Consider the following 16,548-nt stretch of genomic DNA (forward strand, 5'->3'; position numbering starts at 1 on the left):
GCCCTGCAGCACCGCCTGACACCCGCTCCGGCCGTCCTCGGCACCCAGGGCCCCTGCGTGCTGATCACCAACCGCCCACCTTTGAACATTGCCGGCAAACCCGCGCTGTCCCCCGCCCCGGTACCGGAACGGCGCGGCTAGTCCGGTCAACATCTCGAAAATTCTTGTGACAGGGACTGGATTTTTTACAAGAAATATGTAATTAATGGCGCCATATAAAATTTCTCCATCAACGAGGAACCGAGATGGAAAAGCTTATGGAGCAACTGTGGGAATTCTTCGGGCGTGGCGAAAATGTCGGCCCGGAAATCCGCCTTTTTCGACTGGTCACTTTGAGCATCTCGTTGATCTGTCTGTTCGGCGTGCTCCCCACCAACCTGCTGCAGGACCTTAACCCTTTTCTGAACATCATCGTTGCCATCTACGGCATCGCCAGCGTCTGCCTCTTCGCCGCATCCTGGACAGGGCGGCACCTGATCCGCAGCTATTACGTCATTGGCATCGCCGTCATAAATGCATGCTGGTTCCTGAACGGCGGCTCTGATGGAAGCATCGACTACTTCTTTTTCCCCCTCTTGCTGTACCCGCTGTTTTTTTTCCGGGGCATGGTGCGGCTGCTGGCAGTTTTCGTGCTCTCGGTCGACAACGGCCTGCTCCTCCTTTTGGAGAAGAGTAACCCCTCCTGGATCACCCCCTATCACAGCGCCTCCGACCGCGTACTCGACCTGGCCACCGGCTTTTCCTTCAGTTCCATCTTCTGTGCCATCATCTTCCTGATCGTGGTGACCGCCTTCGAGCGGGAATTGCAGGAGCGCAAGCAGGTCGAGGCCTCGCTGCTCATCCTCAACAAGGAGCTGGACCTGCGGGTCCGGGAACGGACGGCACGCCTGCAGGCATCGCTCAAGGAGCAGGAATCGTTCAGCTATTCGGTCTCCCACGACCTCAGGGCCCACCTGCGCCACATCAACAGTTACCTTTCCATCCTCTCCGAGGATTTCGGCGCTGAACTCCCCAGCGAGGCCGGCGCTCTGCTGACCCGCTCCTGCACGGCCAGCAGGCGGATGGGGGACCTGATCGACGACCTGCTCGCACTCTCCAAGGTCAGCCGGGCTGATCTCAGCCGGGGGATCGTCGATCTGAGCGAGTTGGCGGATTGGGTCTGCAAGCGGCTGAGCGAACTGGAGCCTGGCCGCAGGGTGGAAGTGGTGGTCGCCCCCAACCAGACGGCCCACGGGGACAAGACCCTGCTGTTGCAGGTGTTGGAGAACCTCTTGGGGAACGCCTGGAAGTACACCTCCGCCACGGCGGCTGCCACCATCGCCTTTGGCAGCACCGAGCTGGAGAACCGGCAGGTCTTCTACGTGCGCGACAACGGGGCGGGCTTCGACATGACCTACCGGGATGCGCTCTTCGAGCCGTTCCGGCGGCTGCATGGCGCCGAATTCGAGGGAAATGGCGTGGGGCTGACCACCGTGAAGCGGATCATCGAGCGGCACGGCGGAGAGGTGTGGGCCGAAGGGGCGGTGGGAACCGGCGCGACCTTCTTCTTCACCCTCCCGGCAACCTGAGACGGCGGTGCATCCCGTCATTTTGCTGTGCCGCCACGAGGCTTGTAGAAGACCAGCTCGCCGACCTGTACGGTCTTGATGTATTTTTTGGACCAGCTCGGATGCACCTTCCGGTGGTGGAAATACAGCGCGCCGTGTGTCCGGTCAGGCAGCTGCCGGTTCAGCGCTTTTCGAGAGATCTCCTTGGCCAGAGCGTAGGACTTCTCATCCTTCGCTACGTGTGAACGGTGATCGCACCACCAGGAAAACTGGCAAACACCCTGCTGACGCCCCTCCTTGACCACCTTGCAAACGGAATCGGGAAAGCCTTGGTGGCCGACCCTGTTCATCACGACATTGGCGATAGCTTCCATGCCGGCAGCTCCATCCCCTCTGGCCTCCCAATAGATGCTGCGAGAAAGGCAGGTGATGGCGTTGTCCAAGGCGCCCTTGCCGGCCGGATCGACCGCTTGCACTTCCACTTTCTTGATCTTGACGGCCGCAGGAATTGGGACCGCTCCCCCCTCCCCTGCCGCCTTCTTCTCCAGCACGTGGGCCTTTTTCTCGGCGGTCTCCACTTTCTGTGCCTGGTCGGACGCGGCGGCCTCGCCGGTGCTTAAAAGAGCGACCATACCGATTACTATCCATAACTCGCGCATATCCCGCCTCCGAAAAAAGGTGAGAAACCGGTCAAGCTCTGGATGGATCAGGGAACGTCCCAGTTTCCATTGTAAGTTGATGGTGACAACATAGTCAACGCAGCCGCCCAAGGCCCTCTCTCAGCGCCAGCCTTTCCTTATTTTTTGCACACTTACAAGCGTATACTTTAGTTATGGCAGGAAAGAAGTAAGCCCTGACTGACTGGCGTGCAGCTGAGCCGGCCAGGCCAAGATCGGGAGGTCACCAAAAACCGCATCTCTCGATTGTGGGAGGTGTTCATATGAGAAAAGTACTAGTGGCAGTAGTCGCGGCTTTAGCTTTGGCGCTCGGAGGTACCGGAGCAACCAGTGCGATGGCCTTCAGCGGTGGGGGGCATGGCGGTGGCGGCCATTTTGGCGGCGGTCACGTAAGTGCCGGTGGTGGCGGCCACTGGGGTGGCGGTGCAGGTCACTGGGGTGGCGGTGCTGCACGCTGGAACGGTGGTGGCGGACACTGGGGTGGCGGCGGTTGGCATGGCGGCGGCTGGCACGGTGGCGGCTGGCATGGCGGACACGGACATGGTGGCGGAGTCGACTTTGTCTTTGGTGTCGGACCGTGGTGGGGCCCCTACTACCCGTACTATTACCCGTACAGCTATCCGTACCCCGCGCCGACCGTGGTGTACAGCGAACCGGACGTAGTCATTGACGCGCCGGCGCCCCCTCAGTACTGGTATTACTGCAACGACCCGAGTGGTTACTACCCGTACGTGAAACACTGCTCGGCGGGTTGGACCCGTGTTGCGCCCACACCGGCGCCCGAGGAATAAGCTCCGATCGGAAGCCTCCAGAATCGGAAAGGCTATTAGGGCAAAATGATACCCATGATCTCATCTCTTCACTCCATTGCGAGTGCTCATGATGTCATGGGTTTTCTTTTATCTGTCCCACCATCCATCCCAGCATGACAAGAAAATGATGCTATAATTTAAGGGTTTTTTCTCGTCATCTACCCCACACCACCCTCCCAGTCCCTGAAGAAATTGTGATGTCGGCCCCCCACCTGCCCAGGAAACAGCTAACGAAAGGAGAGACGCCATGACTATCCATCGCCGATTTCTCGTTTGCCTGTTGCTCGCCTTCACCAGCTTTTTCAGTAGAGGAGAACCACTGGCCCTGGCTGACAGCAGCATCCCGCAAAGCAACGTAGCGGGGCAGGTCGAGAGCAGGGCTCGCCACCTCATGCAGGACCTGCAGAAGCAGGGCTTCGAGGTCACCGACGGGTACGCCAAACTCTACACCATCGAAGATTGCACCTATACCTTCGACAAGATGGGACTATGTTACGGGAATAATCCCGCCGCCCCTTATGTAACCTTCGCGGTCAAGCCATGGCCGGGAGAATTCGTGGACGACAAAAGCAACCTGTGGGGGCCGTCACGCCACGGGTATATCGATATCTACCGCCTCGACCCCCGCGAGGCCATCATCATACTCGCACAGCTCCCCCCTCCGGGCGCGTTTTTCTCCGAACAGACTTGGCTTTTCACGCACAAAGGCAGCATCATAACCGATAGCCAAACCTACTACAACGTCGACACCTTGATGCACGGCTTCGTCGATATCTTCTTCGCAACCGTTCCAGGTGACGACGAGCGTGTCCAGTCTTGTTCGATGTTGAGCATGCCGAACAACAACGTCGTCATACAAAACCAATCGAAGGGTTCTTTTGGAGAGATCCGCTATTTCATCATCACCCCGGACGGCTTCATGAACAAGGCCGTGCGGCAGGCGTTTGCCGGCATCGGCGTCCAGGACAAGGACGTCTTCACCGAGCAGATACCCTCCGACATGATAACCGGCCTCGGCAAAGATTCCGACAACTTCACCACGGCTGTGCGCTATGCCGAGCCAAAGGACGGCGGAGGGACAGGCACCCCCTCGAGTATCTGGAGAAAGAACCTCCCCCTGGTAGTGCTGCGGGTCAGGGACACGCGCTCAGACCGGCAGGTCCAACCGTATCCGCCACTCCAGCTCGAACAGAGGACGGCGGTGGACGAGCTTGGCTATAAACCCGATGTCGGCGCGCTTTTGGCGGAAGTCGGCAAGAAATGGGGCCAGCCCTGCGCCAATGCCGACTGTTCTGACAAGGCCGCGACCTTCATAGATGTCCAGCGATACCCGCCTTATACCGTGGGTCCGCTCTGCCGCGAGATCGGCGAGGACTGCCTCCTCGACAACTGGGACGCGAGCTACCAATTCTATGGCCCGCTGCCGTTGGACAATGGCGAGATCTATGCCGTTGCGGGAACGCTGGGGACGCAAACCGGAAATGCGACCTACGTCGGCTTCGGCGTCAACCAGAAGTCACGGCTCGTGGGGGTCGCCAACCTTTCGGATGCACAGCTGAAAAACACCGCGAAAGCCTACCAGGAAGTGGTTAACAATACCGACAAGTTCTTCCTTTACTACTTCACAAGAGACTGTTCCGGCCTGGATACGCTGACCGGGAAGAACTGCTTGCCGATATCGGAGTCGATGGTCCCGGTGGGCGACTACGCCGCACTCAGCGTACGCGACTACATCAAGCCCGGCACGCAACGGGGGCCCGACTCCCAGTCGGTATTGCCTTCCATGCTGCTGCAACTGCAGCGGCCCCAATGATCAGCTGGCTATCACTGCGCGGGTCCCTGCGTCCTGCTAGGACCTGCGCCTCCCCCACAGTCACCATGTCGCAGCCAGGAGGTGGAACAATGAAAAGAGTCGCTACGTTCCTGCTGAATTCGCTCCTGTTCCTGTTAGTAGCCAATCTCGATCCTGCCAGCGCCCTGGCTCAGAAAGGCCCGCAACAGATCGCCGAAGTTGCCGACACCTCGACTGCCAACTCACTAAAGCTCATGCTACGGCCCCAGGAATTTGTGGTCTGCACCGGCTGGCACGCCCTCTGTAGTGCATCCTACGACTGCCAGATCAATGGCGACACGGCCGATTGCGACTGTTACCGGGTCAATGAAACCCACATCGTGCAAACCAGTGCCATCCTCGATCCCGAGGTCAAACGCCGGACCGATATCAAGTGCACCAAGCAACACCCGTGCGAGGTAGATGAAGCTCCCGTTTGTGAGGCCATCAAGGATGGGCAGTACAAGGTGGACAACGTGAAGTACCAGTGGGTATCAACATTCTCTTACCGTGGGTGGTGCACCCTTTTAGAGGTGACACCGGCAGCTTGTGATCCAATCGCGCCACACTATACCGGGGATTCAGCCTGGGCTGTCTGTGATGCCGCTCCCTGCACCGAGATAGAGAACCCCTCCAATCCCGAGAAACCGCTGAGCTGTCACTGCCCGATAAAGAAGACCGCCTTCCTGGGAACCAACGGCACCTGCACCGGTGACAATGGCGGGATCATGTCGAGCTCGCCGTTGTGGACCTGGGATTTCCAAACCAACTCCTACCGCATACCTTTGCCCGGCATGGAATACGTACAGGGGGCATGTGCCCCGTTGAAGTCGGATCCTGTGCAGAAGAAGTAACCCACCCGCACCATCGCCCTCAGTAACCGCTGAGGACGCCAACTCCGTCCAAGGGGGGGCAGGCGCGCCGCCGCCCTCCCAGCCCCCCCAAAGTGAAGATGATGGTGGCCAGCCACCTGTCCTCCGGGTCACCGTGGCTTGCCACCAAAGTTGTTCTTGGCGTCTCGGGCCTGCCTGATGACGCTCGCGGCGCGAAGGGTGAAGGCGGTGTCCATCGGCACCCCTCCGCTGTGCAGGACTTTCGCCGTCCATCTGTTGCAGGTGTTGATGATGAGGTAGTTACCTTCGCCCTTGAAGAAGCTACTTTCGCCGTCCGGGCTCCTCTTCAAGGGATACGGGCGCATCTGCGGGTCGAAGGCGAAGCTCGCCCGCAGCTCCTCCTTCAAATGTTCCAGCCCCGTTTCCGACAGAGTGAGCTCGACGACGTCGCTGCCGCTGAAGAACCTGTCCGGGGTAACCGGCAGGGAGACGACATGCATCACGCTGGGATTGCTCCAGAATACCGTCTTCAGGAAAATCCAGGGTGTGACCTTTTCGGCCTGGTACCACTCAGCCTCGCCCCAGCCGAACTCGTAGTAGCGCCCCTCCCGGAGGTACTGGCTGACGAAGCCCAGTTGCGCCCCCAGTTCCTCTCTTGAGAGCACGACTCCCGTGTGCCATCCGTGACTGACCACATAGATCGACCGCTCCTCGGCTTTGGTCGCCGGCGGATACTTCCACTCGTTGCCGGCACAGCCAGCCGAGAGCATGAGCAAGGAAGCGACCAGTGGCAGCCACAGTTTCCCCAGATTCGAAAAGCGTGATACCGTGTCAGCCAATATCTTTCCGAGCGGGGCTCCGCTGGCGCCGGCAGGACGTTCCATCAGCGACGGCCTCTTCATAACCTTTTCGCATTGATTCGATAACATTTATATATTTTCCTTATGATCAGCGAGATGCTAGAGTCATCCGGGATAAGCTCCCTGAATCATAGCGCTATAACCTGCAGGATGCATCATGCCGCCTGCAAAGAGGGTCCCCATTGGTCAAGTTTGATGTTCGTCTCGCCGCCCTGCTGATCGGCGTCACCCTTTCCACCCTGGATGCCAGCGCCCTGCAACTGGCCCTGCCCACCATCGCGGCGGGGTTCCACACCAACGCGGCGGCCGTCCAGGGAGCCGCATCCTTGTACCTGATCGGTTCCGCGCTGACCTTTCTGCCGCTGTCCGCGCTGGCGGGGCGCATCGGCACCGTCAAGGTGTACCGCGTATCCTTGCTCGCCTTTAGCGTAGTGTCACTGTTTCTCGCCATCTCGCCCAACCTGTTCACCCTCCTGTCGCTGCGCTTCGTGCAGGGGATCGCGGGAGCCGGCGTGATCGGTCTCGTGCCGGGGCTCGCCGCGGCAACCTTCAAGGAGCGCAAAGGTTGGGCGCTCGGCATGGTGTCGGCCTCCGTCGCCGCCGGGACCCTTACCGGCCCTCCAATAGGCGGGCTGATGGTGGACGCCTTCGGCTGGCGCAGCATTTTCTACATCAACCTGCCGCTCGGGGTGGTGGCCTTGCTGCTGTCGGGGAACCTGGGCGAACTGCGGGGAGTGGGGCTGCGCGAGAGCCTGCGGCGGGTGGTGGCCACACCCTGCTTTCTGCTGGCGCTTGTGGCGACCGTGCTCTTCTACGCACAGTCGTTCGGGACCAACATCCTCTGGCCCTTCTACCTGGAGGCGAACGGCATGAGCCCGACCAAGGTCGGACTCTTCATGCTGGTCCCCCCCGTCATGCTGCTGTTCCTGGGGCCCTGGGCGGGGAAACTGTCTGACCACAAGGGGTTCGACCGGGTCAGTTGGCTAGGGAGCGTCGTGCTGGCCCTCTCCTCCCTGCTGCAGGGGGTGACCGGCCGTGTGGCGCTGGGACTGGCTGGTGTCGGCTTCGGCAGGGCGCTCTTCCAGGCCTCCAACAACGCGGCCGTACTGGCGCAGGCCCCCGAAGAAACCGAAGCCGTCGCCTCCGGTTTCCTCTCCATCGCCAGAGTCTCCGGGCAGGCCTTGGGGAGCATCCTCGCCGGCGGCATGTGGGGCAATCTCGAGCACCAGGGGGCGAAGCACGCCTTTCTGGTCTCCAACCTGGTGCTGGGAAGCCTGGCAGTGCTGGCCGGAGTCATGATCAGGGGACGCAGGAAGATGGCGTCGCAGTCCCCATGACACCACTTTCGACACGACCCCTCCACGAGCTTTTACATTTTTTGGCTAAGGCACTGCGAAAGTAGGATTTTTTTGGCATAACAGTAGACGACGTCCACCGTAAATTTGAGTCCACACTGCGAAGGAGAGATTATGAAAGTCGTAGCTTTTAACGGCAGCCCGAACAAGGAAGGCAACACCTGGCAGGCGCTGAAGATGGTGACCGCGGAACTCGAAAACCAGGGGATCGAGACCGAGATCGTGCATGTCGGCAACAAGACGATCAGAGGCTGTACTGCCTGCTACCAGTGCGTGAAGAAAAAGAACGAGCAGTGCGTGCTGCCGGGCGATGAGGTCAACGATTGGATCCAGAAGATGAAAGAGGCCGACGGCATCATCCTGGGCTCGCCGGTGCATTTCTCCGCCGTCGGCGGAACCATGAAATCCTTTCTGGATCGTGCCTTCTTCGTTACCAGCGTCAACGACAGCATGCTCCGTCACAAGGTGGGCGCTGCGGTGGTCGCCGTGCGGCGCTCCGGCGGCCTGCCGACCTTCGAGCAGCTGAACAACTTCCTGAACTACGCCGAGATGCTGATGCCGACCTCGAACTACTGGAACGTGATCCACGGCCGCGCTCCGGGGGAAGTAGCCCAGGATGCCGAGGGCGTGCAGATCATGCGGGTCCTCGGGAAGAACATGGCCTGGCTGATGAAACTGGTGGAACATGGCAAAGAAACCATCGCCCCGCCCGAACGTGAACCCAAAACCTACTTCAGCTTTATCCACTGAGAAACGAGTGAAAGAATAAGCTGAAACCGGGGAACGGAAAAGGGGACAGTCTCTTGATGGGCAAAAGAGTCTGTCCCCTTCTCACTTCCCCGAATAGGACGACAGGGGCCTTGAGTCCCTCGTCGACCGCGTGATCGCTCACTTCTCCTTTATAAGCCTCAGCTCGCGCATCTGCTCCTGGACGAAATCCTCCTTCAGTTGCGGCCAAGGCAGGGGCTGCGCGACCTCGCAACTTACTCCCTTGTTGCTGAAGATCAGCCACCCTTTGTGGTTCTCGAAGACAGGGATGATGATTATTGAGCCTGAGGCGAAGTAATTTGAGTAGGCTACCAAGTCCATGTTCTGGTTCAAAGTCAGCTTGTACCGGATTGACTGAAACCACCCGCCGCTGGACTGATTGACCGGCGGCAAGGTGATCCAGGACGATTCCACCAGATAATCCTTCCCTTTTACCAGCTCCACACTCCCGGCGTCCGCTCCATCCCGGATTGCCACCAGCTCGATTCCGGCAGCAGTTTTTCTAACACGGATGGCATCGCAATCCACGAACGGGTCCCGTTTTGCGCCAAGAACAACAGAGATTGGAGCCGGACTACCGCTCTTCGGTTCGACACCGTGGCAGTCATAGTAAGAGTCCAGGAGTTCTTCGATTTTGGAGGTTTCCGGCAGAAGCTGTGGCCTATTAGACGGGTAATCGGGATACGACAGGCATGAAGACAACAGGAGAGTCGATGCGCAGGAGACAAGAAGTCCAAATCCCCGTAGCCTATCTAGCATGATCACCTCCGACTTGCCACTGCGTCGATAGATCATCCACCATCATTTGGAAGACTTTGGTGTTCGGAAATAGTAATAGGATTGGCCTCGCTGCGGTGCCAACCCCATGGTCATCACCTTGCCTGTCAGGTTCGGCCCAAATTGATAGCTGCTCCACTCGGTAACCCAACTCCTGCCATCCTTCCTGAAATGGACCCGTATTGACCACACATAACCCCTCGCGGGTTGCAGAGGCTCTTCCAGCTTGTGTGATGTGGTCTCGAGTCGCTCCCTGTGATAAACCAGGACACCGGTCGTCAGCTCGTATCTTTCCCATATTTTCAGATCATAGCTGACTTCTTCTCCAGGATACGGCTCCCATTCCAAGGTCGGCATCACCGACTCGCAGGATGGCTCGTCTGCCGGACCGTTTGGCAAGGCCGGATGAATCGGCATAACACCAGACAAGGAAAGCTCGAACAGCGGCGCCCGCGCAGATATCGTACGCACTGGGAACTTTTGGAGCAGGAAAAGCTCGCTGACGATCTCTTCGGCCAGCACCCGCGAAGCTGCCTGAGTCTCCTTTCGCAGTGCCTGCCCATGATCCTTGACCCACTCTTTCAGCTCCAGGGTGGATCCCAGGGTAGAGGTCACTATTCGATCGGCCACCACCTCTTTGCGAGCGGCACTGAGCAACCGGACCTGGGCCTGCACCAGGAGTCGGCGGCGGGGAATAACCTCCGTCACACCTACAGGAGCAGGAAGCAGTACCAGATGGATATCGCTTACCTGGAGGATCATCTCGTATCCCGCGTCTCCAAGGGCGGTGCCGCCCCCCCCCCCACTGGTCACGGCAACTGCAGCAGGAGCGAGCTCGATGGTATGCCCGTTTTCCTTTGCGTATTCCACGAGGTGCAGGCCTGTGCTCTTGCCGATTTCAGCCTCGGCTATGGCATCATAGAGCACCCGCTCCGCTTCTTCCAACAGCGACTTCGGTTCTGCGGCAACCGCTCCGTAGACCCCTCCGCCAAGCGCACCAACGACTCCGAAAGCCGGCATGCAGAGGATAGCAAGATAACCGCACTGCGTCCCTGCCCCCGCTCCCACCAGTGAGCCAGCCCGAACTCCCCGGCCTGATGCGGAAAGCATCCCGCTCCCCGGGGTCTGCACTTTTTGGGAAGGGCCCGCTTCCTCGACGGAGGCTGCAGTCTTCCCCGTGAATGGGATGAGGTCAGCCTGCCGTTGGTGGGCACAGGCGGCAGGCGTCAAGAGCACTACCGCCACCAGCACCTTGATTAGTCGCGTCAGGACCAGACGTACGAACCTCTCTCCCCGAGTCGGCTGTATCACTTCGATCATGATACCTCCAGAAAATCCTCAATCTTTTATTATCGTTTCCAGTGAAGCCATTAGCAACAGGTCATGAAGGCGCAAAGTTCTCTGGCACCCACTTTTACGATCATCGCTGTGCCCACCTCTGTGGATCCAGCAGACGATTGAGAGGGGTACTGGAAGTGAAGTACATGGCAAATCACGCACTGGGTAATGTGCGAAAGAGACTTTTGTACGGGGACATCCTTGATAAAAAAAAGGAGTCAAGGTAGAGTAGCGATCAATTTGCGCCGATGATCACGAGGCCAGCGCGCGACATTTCTACAGCTCCAGGCAAACCATTCCCCCCGCACAAATGCTAGGGAAAGGAGACGGCGATTACGATCAGCTTCTTGCTGCGCACCGTCCAGAGTACCCTTTCATGTGAAGTACCAAGGACTTCCTGATGCACGAAAAAAACCGCGGGGCCTTGATCATCGTCGCCTCCGCTGCAGGGTTTGCCACCCTCGGCATTTTTATCAAGTACGCCTTGGCAGGCGGCGCCAACATCACCACCATCCTCGCCGGCCGCTTCCTCATCGCGGCTTTACTGATGCTCGTGCTGATCAAGGCTCGTGGCATCTCCCTCGCCGTCAGCCGCAGGACAGCCTGCCAGCTGGCACTGATGGGCGCCGCCGGCTATGGCGGGATGTCCGGGTTGTATGCCCACAGCGTGGAACGCCTCCCCGCCTCGCTCACGGGGATGCTGCTCTACACCTATCCCGCCCTGGTCACGGTCCTCGCTGTGCTCACCGGAGAAGAGCGTTTCACTGCGGTGAAGGGAGTTGCCCTTGCCGTCTGTTCTGCCGGTCTCGTGCTCCTGCTGGGCGCCTCCTTCAGCGACGCCAACATGGAGAGCGTTCTTTCCATCCTGGGAGCGGCCGTCATCTACAGCTGCTACATCCTGATCGGCAACAGGATCCTGAAGAACCTCCACCCGCTGGTCACCTCGGTCTACGTTTGCGCCGCCGCCGGCCTTACCTTCCTTGCCTACGGCCTGTTCAGCGGTACCTTGAACCTCGCCATTTCTCAAACCGCGTGGCTTAGCATCGCAGGTGTTGCCGTCTTCCCGACCGTGATCGCCGTCGCCGGCTTCTTCGCCGGCTTGCGCCTCATCGGCTCGACAAACGCCGCCATCATATCGATGCTGGAACCGCTGATCACCGTGCTCCTTTCCGCGCTTTTGCTGGGCGAGAGCATCACGCCGCTGCAAGCGTGCGGCGGCGGCATCCTGCTGTCAGGTGCCTTGATCCTCCAACTATGGGGACGGGAGGAGCCGGGGCGAGAGGCAACCGACAGTGAGCTCGCCGTCCACCACATCGAGTAGCGACGCAGCCCCCCTCTACACACCTCCCCCAACCTGCTGAATATCAAAGAAAAACCGGTTACCGCACTGATTGGCGGTAACCGGTTTTTTAATACCATCTGCCTGGAGCTACACCGTAGCCAGGGCTTTTTTATTTTACAGCTACATCTCCAGCGCCGCGCCGATCCTGGTCTTCAGCTGTCCGATGTCCTGAGGAGAGAAATCGGTCACGACTTTGAGATAGTTCACTCCAAGGTCGTCTCTGACGAAGGACTCCACCTTCACGGCTTCCACGTTGTAGGTATGGCATGCCTGCAGCACGAGATCGATGACGAGATCCGGCTTGAGCAGAGCGACCTGTTTTTGGAGGGTATCCATACGCCCGGTGTTGGGAGACATGCAAGCACACGGGATCTGGAGATAGCGCTTGGCAATAGCCATCAAAGGATCGCCACTGCCCTCTTCAATCCTGCCGACATACGGTTTAAGGCCCGTACAGCTGTCGAGACCGACAATCGTCGCCCCCTCTTCGTCGATAAGCTTGAGCACCTTCAGCACATCTCCGCCGATAGGGCATCCCGTTATCAGAACGCGTTTGCCGCCGGGTTTCGAGATGAAGAGTCCTTTCTCGCGGCGCTCTGTGAGTATGCCGATGATTTCTTGCAGCTTGGCAACGGCCTCATTGCCATTGGAAACTATGGCATAGGTCGCGACTTCGTACATTTCCTGCCAGCTGATAACCGAGGGGTTGTGAGCGCCAAAACCGAAAATCTCTTCCACGAGGCTGTTTTTGAGATTGGTCTCCCGGATGCTCTCTTCCAGTGCCTCATCGGTGATCGCCGCATTGAATTCCCTTTCCAGGAATCTCTTCAATCCCGTTACCGACTGCTTCCAATACTCCACGGCGCCTTCGCTGGTGGGACGCTGCGGGAGGTCCATGACGTGCAGGGGACGATGCTTCTCGATGAGCTCGAACATCTTCTTCTTGCCGTCGCAGGTGGTCTCGCCGACCACGGCATCGGTCAACTCGAAAAAGGGGCAGGTCTTCAGCTCGATGAACCCGAAGCTCGACTTGATCAGCGGGCAGAGATTGGTGGGAAGGGTCTCTTCCGCTTTGGCTATCGGAGCGTTGGAGAAGGCGCACAGGACAGCCGGGACGCCGCCCATGGCCCAGATCAGTTCCACCGGGGCATAGGAGCAGTAGAGCCCGACAACTTTGGAACCGCTCTCCCGTCTTTTCACAACCTGGGTGAGTGCGCGTTTGAGAGGAAAGTCGGCAAAATCATCGGCAAACAGCGGCTGCAGTTCACTCATATCGTCTCCATGGGTTTGTTAAGAGTTTGTTTTGCAAAAAGGGCGGCGCCATAGGCACCGAAGAAATCGGGGTGTTCGGGAACGACAACTTTTTTACCGAGAGCATCGGATAGCAATGACACGAGCGCGACGTTCTTGGCGCCACCGCCGACAAAGAGAATCGACGGCGACTCCGATGTCATCATCCTGGAGAGCAGGGAGACCAGTTTGTTCAGGAGCGACTCGTGAATGGCTCTGGCAATGTCTTCGACGGACACCCCCGTGGTCAGCAGCGAGATGACTTCGGATTCTGCAAATACCGTGCAGGTGCTATTGATCTCCAACGACTTGTTACCTCTGATTGCGGCTGCCACCAATTCGCTCAGACTAAGCCCCAGCGTCGCCGCCATCATTTCGAAGAACTTTCCTGTGCCGGCGGAACACTTGTCATTCATCTCGAACTTCACAAGCTGGCCGTTGTGGCGGTTGATCAGCAAGGCTTTGGTGTCCTGACCGCCAAGATCTATGACCGTGGGAATATCGGGATAGAAGTGGTGCGCAGAAGTCGTGTACGCCTTGATCTCGGTCACCACTTCGCCACCTAACATCTTTTGAGATAGATGCCGGCCGTAACCTGTGGAAACAAGCGCGTCCCAGGCCTTTTTCTCTTTGAGCGAACGCAGTTGTGCAGCAAGATCGATCGAGGTCTCAGCTTGAAAACGCTCCACGATCTGACAACTGTCGCCATCCATGAGAACGAACTCCAGGCTTCGCGATCCTATGTCAATGCCGGCAAGTTTGATACGCCCTCCTGGTCTGCAGCTAGCGTGGTGTCATAGTTTTATAGCGACAGCACCCAGGCGTCCTGGACATTCTTCATAAGCCAGTCGGCCCCGGCCAGGGAGACGTAATCCAGCTTGTCGCCACCCGCGGCGCAGGCGTATTCCGAGCAGGGGGGGCAGACGCCGAACTTGCCGCCTTTCTCCTTGATCTTGGTCATCAGTTCGAGGGCCGTGCCGTACTTCTTGAAAATTGGCGACTCCATCCGCGCAGCCTTGTCCTTAAGGCTCAGTTCGGCCCCCTGCAGAGTCATCCACACATGCACATCACCCCAGCCCTTGCTCGCGACCGCTCGCGCACATATCAAGGCTAAAATGGCGCGGTTGGGATCGTTCGTCCCGTTGGTGATGATAAAGACGTACTTGCCTTTTTTCTCGATATCGGCGAAAGCCTGTCCCCCCATCATGGCGGCAATCCCTGCAGCGCCGGCACCAAGCCCTACTGACTTGAGGAAATCGAGCCTGCTCACAGCCTCCGACTGAGCATTCGCACGTTCAGTCACTACGTTGTCTTTATTCATCTGCATCACTCTCCAGTTCTGAAAAATTGCATGGCAAAGTCGGTTAGATCCAGCCCCGGACATCACCTCTAACGCCATACGCCGCGCAGAGGGTCATGATTGACAGGAGCTAACCGGACGCCGGATATTACGGCCATTGCCGATATCTGTCAAATGGGAAGTTTTGATAAAAGCGATGCCTCAATTCGTTTTTTGCGATACAGGAATGTCCGAGATGGGCCGTGTGCGGGGGTGGTACCGCTGTTGTTGCCACGACGACGGCAGGTTACGAAGCAGGAGTGGTTAGTCTTGTCATGGCTGTGGTTAGTCTCGTGATGGTCGTGGTTAGTCTCGTGATGGTCGTCTGAAGACTATACATGGGCAATTTTCACGGTGGGGCATCCCTGTAGTCAGTCTTCGGAAGGGGGCATCCAGTTCGTTCCACTGCAACGATTGATGCCTATGATCGCAGTGCTTGTTTTCAATGATCGCACCTCATACTCGGTGCAGGCCTTTTGGCGACACCTAACATCCGGGATCTATAAGCAACTATTGAGCAAGATGCCTTGAATGATACTCATGCAAAGACGAGGGGAAGCACACCTCCGTCTCCACCCACCGGGTGAAAAGGTGTAAGTAAGGCAGTGTTTAGTGCTAAAGACATGCATGCTGAGACTATAGACAACCTTCACAAGACTCACCATGGGGATGATAGGACTAAGTGCCCGGACGGTCCCCCTAACCATGGTGCCCCTGAACGTTAAGAGGTGGAGTGGTGGTACCGGGCATGGTCTGCATGAGATGGATGGGGTTAGCTGGGCAGGACCAACAATGACCTGTTGGGGACTAAAGCGCCCGTCATTGATAACAAGCATGGGGGATCGAGACTGACTCCGCTATCTGGAGCACCAACCATAGAGGTATCGGGACTCAGCGGGAGGCTATAATGGCCCGGGAATGGACCTGGCTTTTGTTGCCACTCCCGGGCAATGAAGGACATCGGTGGGCTGTTATCTCCTACTGACTATGCAGGTGCAACAACGGACTTCTTCCGACCACCGAACCGCCTAACCCCGAATCCGGCCTGTATAAGTGCCGGGATGTCGTCCTCTTTCGCGACCGACCGGAGGTAGGACATGATATTCTTAAACATTTCGGTGACCTTTTTGCGAGCCATCTTGCGTTTAGAAATGAACACGCGGTCCCCGTTGGCCCCCCCCTCGAAATCCCCCTGCAGGCCATCGATCTCAGCCTTCACTTCGTCATGCGAGGGGAGCCCAGGGGGTGGTTCCCGGTACAGAGCCAACGTTCTCAGGCCGCTTTCATACCGGTAGCAGTTGCTGATGAAAACACGGTCATTACCCGAGAGGTCCAGCGTTACATAAATCATGTCGTTAGTGACCTCCTTCGCCAGGATTTTCAGGTCCGCTCTCGCCCACCAAAAGCTTAAAGAATATTAATATAATGCACGTCAATGGCAAGTAGAAAAATAGGGGTTGGTGAGTGTAGGGAAGCATCGACCTTCAGGAGGGATCGGGATCTGTGCAGGGATTGAACAACACGTCGGCGTAAAGGTGCGCCCCCATCACCTACCCGACCCGGGCAGCCCTGTCCGCAGAGTGAGGATTTGGACTATAATCCTCGATAGGAACTGATCATTATGTTGCCGGAGGTGACCGAAATGAAGATAGATGGTACGGAATTCGGGAGCATAACTATCGACGGGGAAACATACCATCACGACGTCCTGATCCGGGAGTCGGGCGAGATCGTGAAAAGGAAGAAAAAGCTCTCCAAGGAACTGTATGGTACCTCCCA

The 16,548-nt window shown here is 57.9% G+C and carries 15 protein-coding genes; 6 read left to right on the forward strand and 9 right to left on the reverse strand.

All coding sequences use genetic code 11. The features are described 5' to 3' along the window. Window positions 1–245 precede the first annotated feature (245 nt). Complete coding sequence (locus VJ604_RS06110) at window positions 246–1,568, forward strand: sensor histidine kinase (RefSeq protein WP_324080693.1); 1,323 nt, start codon at window positions 246–248, stop codon at window positions 1,566–1,568. Window positions 1,569–1,585: 17 nt separating this feature from the next. Here the strand turns inward: VJ604_RS06110 and VJ604_RS06115 are convergent, their stop codons facing one another. Next, window positions 1,586–2,206: a cell wall hydrolase gene (locus VJ604_RS06115; protein ID WP_324080694.1), complete on the reverse strand. Its 621-nt coding sequence runs from the start codon at window positions 2,204–2,206 to the stop codon at window positions 1,586–1,588. 314 nt (window positions 2,207–2,520) lie between these two features. After that, window positions 2,521–2,760, reverse strand: a complete 240-nt coding sequence (locus VJ604_RS06120) for a hypothetical protein (protein WP_324080697.1) — start codon at window positions 2,758–2,760, stop codon at window positions 2,521–2,523. Window positions 2,761–3,283: 523 nt separating this feature from the next. Here VJ604_RS06120 and VJ604_RS06125 point away from each other — a divergent pair. After that, window positions 3,284–4,849, forward strand: a complete 1,566-nt coding sequence (locus tag VJ604_RS06125) for a hypothetical protein (protein WP_324080699.1) — start codon at window positions 3,284–3,286, stop codon at window positions 4,847–4,849. An 89-nt stretch (window positions 4,850–4,938) separates the two neighbouring features. Continuing rightward, entirely contained in the window at window positions 4,939–5,721 is a 783-nt protein-coding gene (locus VJ604_RS06130; RefSeq protein WP_324080701.1) for a hypothetical protein, read from the forward strand. Between the two features lie 128 nt (window positions 5,722–5,849). Here the strand turns inward: VJ604_RS06130 and VJ604_RS06135 are convergent, their stop codons facing one another. Beyond that, window positions 5,850–6,602 carry a DUF2459 domain-containing protein gene (locus VJ604_RS06135; protein WP_324080703.1) on the reverse strand — a complete coding sequence of 251 codons (753 nt, stop codon included), beginning with the start codon at window positions 6,600–6,602 and terminating at the stop codon, window positions 5,850–5,852. A 140-nt stretch (window positions 6,603–6,742) separates the two neighbouring features. Between VJ604_RS06135 and VJ604_RS06140 the strand changes: the two genes are divergently transcribed. Together VJ604_RS06140 and VJ604_RS06145 are read left to right on the forward strand one after the other, a co-directional pair. Then, window positions 6,743–7,897 (forward strand): MFS transporter, encoded by a 1,155-nt coding sequence (locus tag VJ604_RS06140; protein WP_324080705.1) that lies wholly within the window; start codon window positions 6,743–6,745, stop codon window positions 7,895–7,897. Between the two features lie 132 nt (window positions 7,898–8,029). After that, window positions 8,030–8,665, forward strand: coding sequence for a flavodoxin family protein (locus VJ604_RS06145; protein ID WP_324080707.1), 636 nt, complete (start codon window positions 8,030–8,032; stop codon window positions 8,663–8,665). 138 nt (window positions 8,666–8,803) lie between these two features. Here VJ604_RS06145 and VJ604_RS06150 read toward each other — a convergent pair whose 3' ends face one another. Together VJ604_RS06150 and VJ604_RS06155 are read right to left on the reverse strand one after the other, a co-directional pair. Next, on the reverse strand, window positions 8,804–9,442 hold the full coding sequence (locus tag VJ604_RS06150) for a hypothetical protein (protein ID WP_324080709.1): 639 nt from the start codon (window positions 9,440–9,442) through the stop codon (window positions 8,804–8,806). A 42-nt stretch (window positions 9,443–9,484) separates the two neighbouring features. Further along, window positions 9,485–10,780, reverse strand: coding sequence for a hypothetical protein (locus VJ604_RS06155; RefSeq protein WP_324080710.1), 1,296 nt, complete (start codon window positions 10,778–10,780; stop codon window positions 9,485–9,487). 418 nt (window positions 10,781–11,198) lie between these two features. On the opposite strand from VJ604_RS06155, the gene VJ604_RS06160 reads away from it, so the two are divergent. Continuing rightward, window positions 11,199–12,119: a DMT family transporter gene (locus tag VJ604_RS06160; RefSeq protein WP_324080712.1), complete on the forward strand. Its 921-nt coding sequence runs from the start codon at window positions 11,199–11,201 to the stop codon at window positions 12,117–12,119. A 141-nt stretch (window positions 12,120–12,260) separates the two neighbouring features. On the opposite strand, the gene VJ604_RS06165 is transcribed toward VJ604_RS06160, so the two are convergent. From VJ604_RS06165 to VJ604_RS06180, 4 genes are all read right to left on the reverse strand, one after another. Continuing rightward, window positions 12,261–13,412 carry a double-cubane-cluster-containing anaerobic reductase gene (locus tag VJ604_RS06165; protein ID WP_324080714.1) on the reverse strand — a complete coding sequence of 384 codons (1,152 nt, stop codon included), beginning with the start codon at window positions 13,410–13,412 and terminating at the stop codon, window positions 12,261–12,263. Continuing rightward, entirely contained in the window at window positions 13,409–14,194 is a 786-nt protein-coding gene (locus tag VJ604_RS06170; RefSeq protein ID WP_324080719.1) for an acyl-CoA dehydratase activase, read from the reverse strand. Before VJ604_RS06170 ends, VJ604_RS06165 begins: the two co-directional genes overlap by 4 nt. A 38-nt stretch (window positions 14,195–14,232) precedes the next feature. Then, window positions 14,233–14,751, reverse strand: coding sequence for a DsrE family protein (locus tag VJ604_RS06175; RefSeq protein ID WP_324080715.1), 519 nt, complete (start codon window positions 14,749–14,751; stop codon window positions 14,233–14,235). A 1,003-nt stretch (window positions 14,752–15,754) separates the two neighbouring features. Beyond that, window positions 15,755–16,120, reverse strand: coding sequence for a hypothetical protein (locus VJ604_RS06180; protein WP_324080717.1), 366 nt, complete (start codon window positions 16,118–16,120; stop codon window positions 15,755–15,757). Between the last annotated feature and the right edge of the window lie 428 nt (window positions 16,121–16,548).

Origin of the sequence: Geomonas sp. (assembly GCF_035254065.1) — a bacterium.
GTDB lineage: Bacteria > Desulfobacterota > Desulfuromonadia > Geobacterales > Geobacteraceae > Geomonas.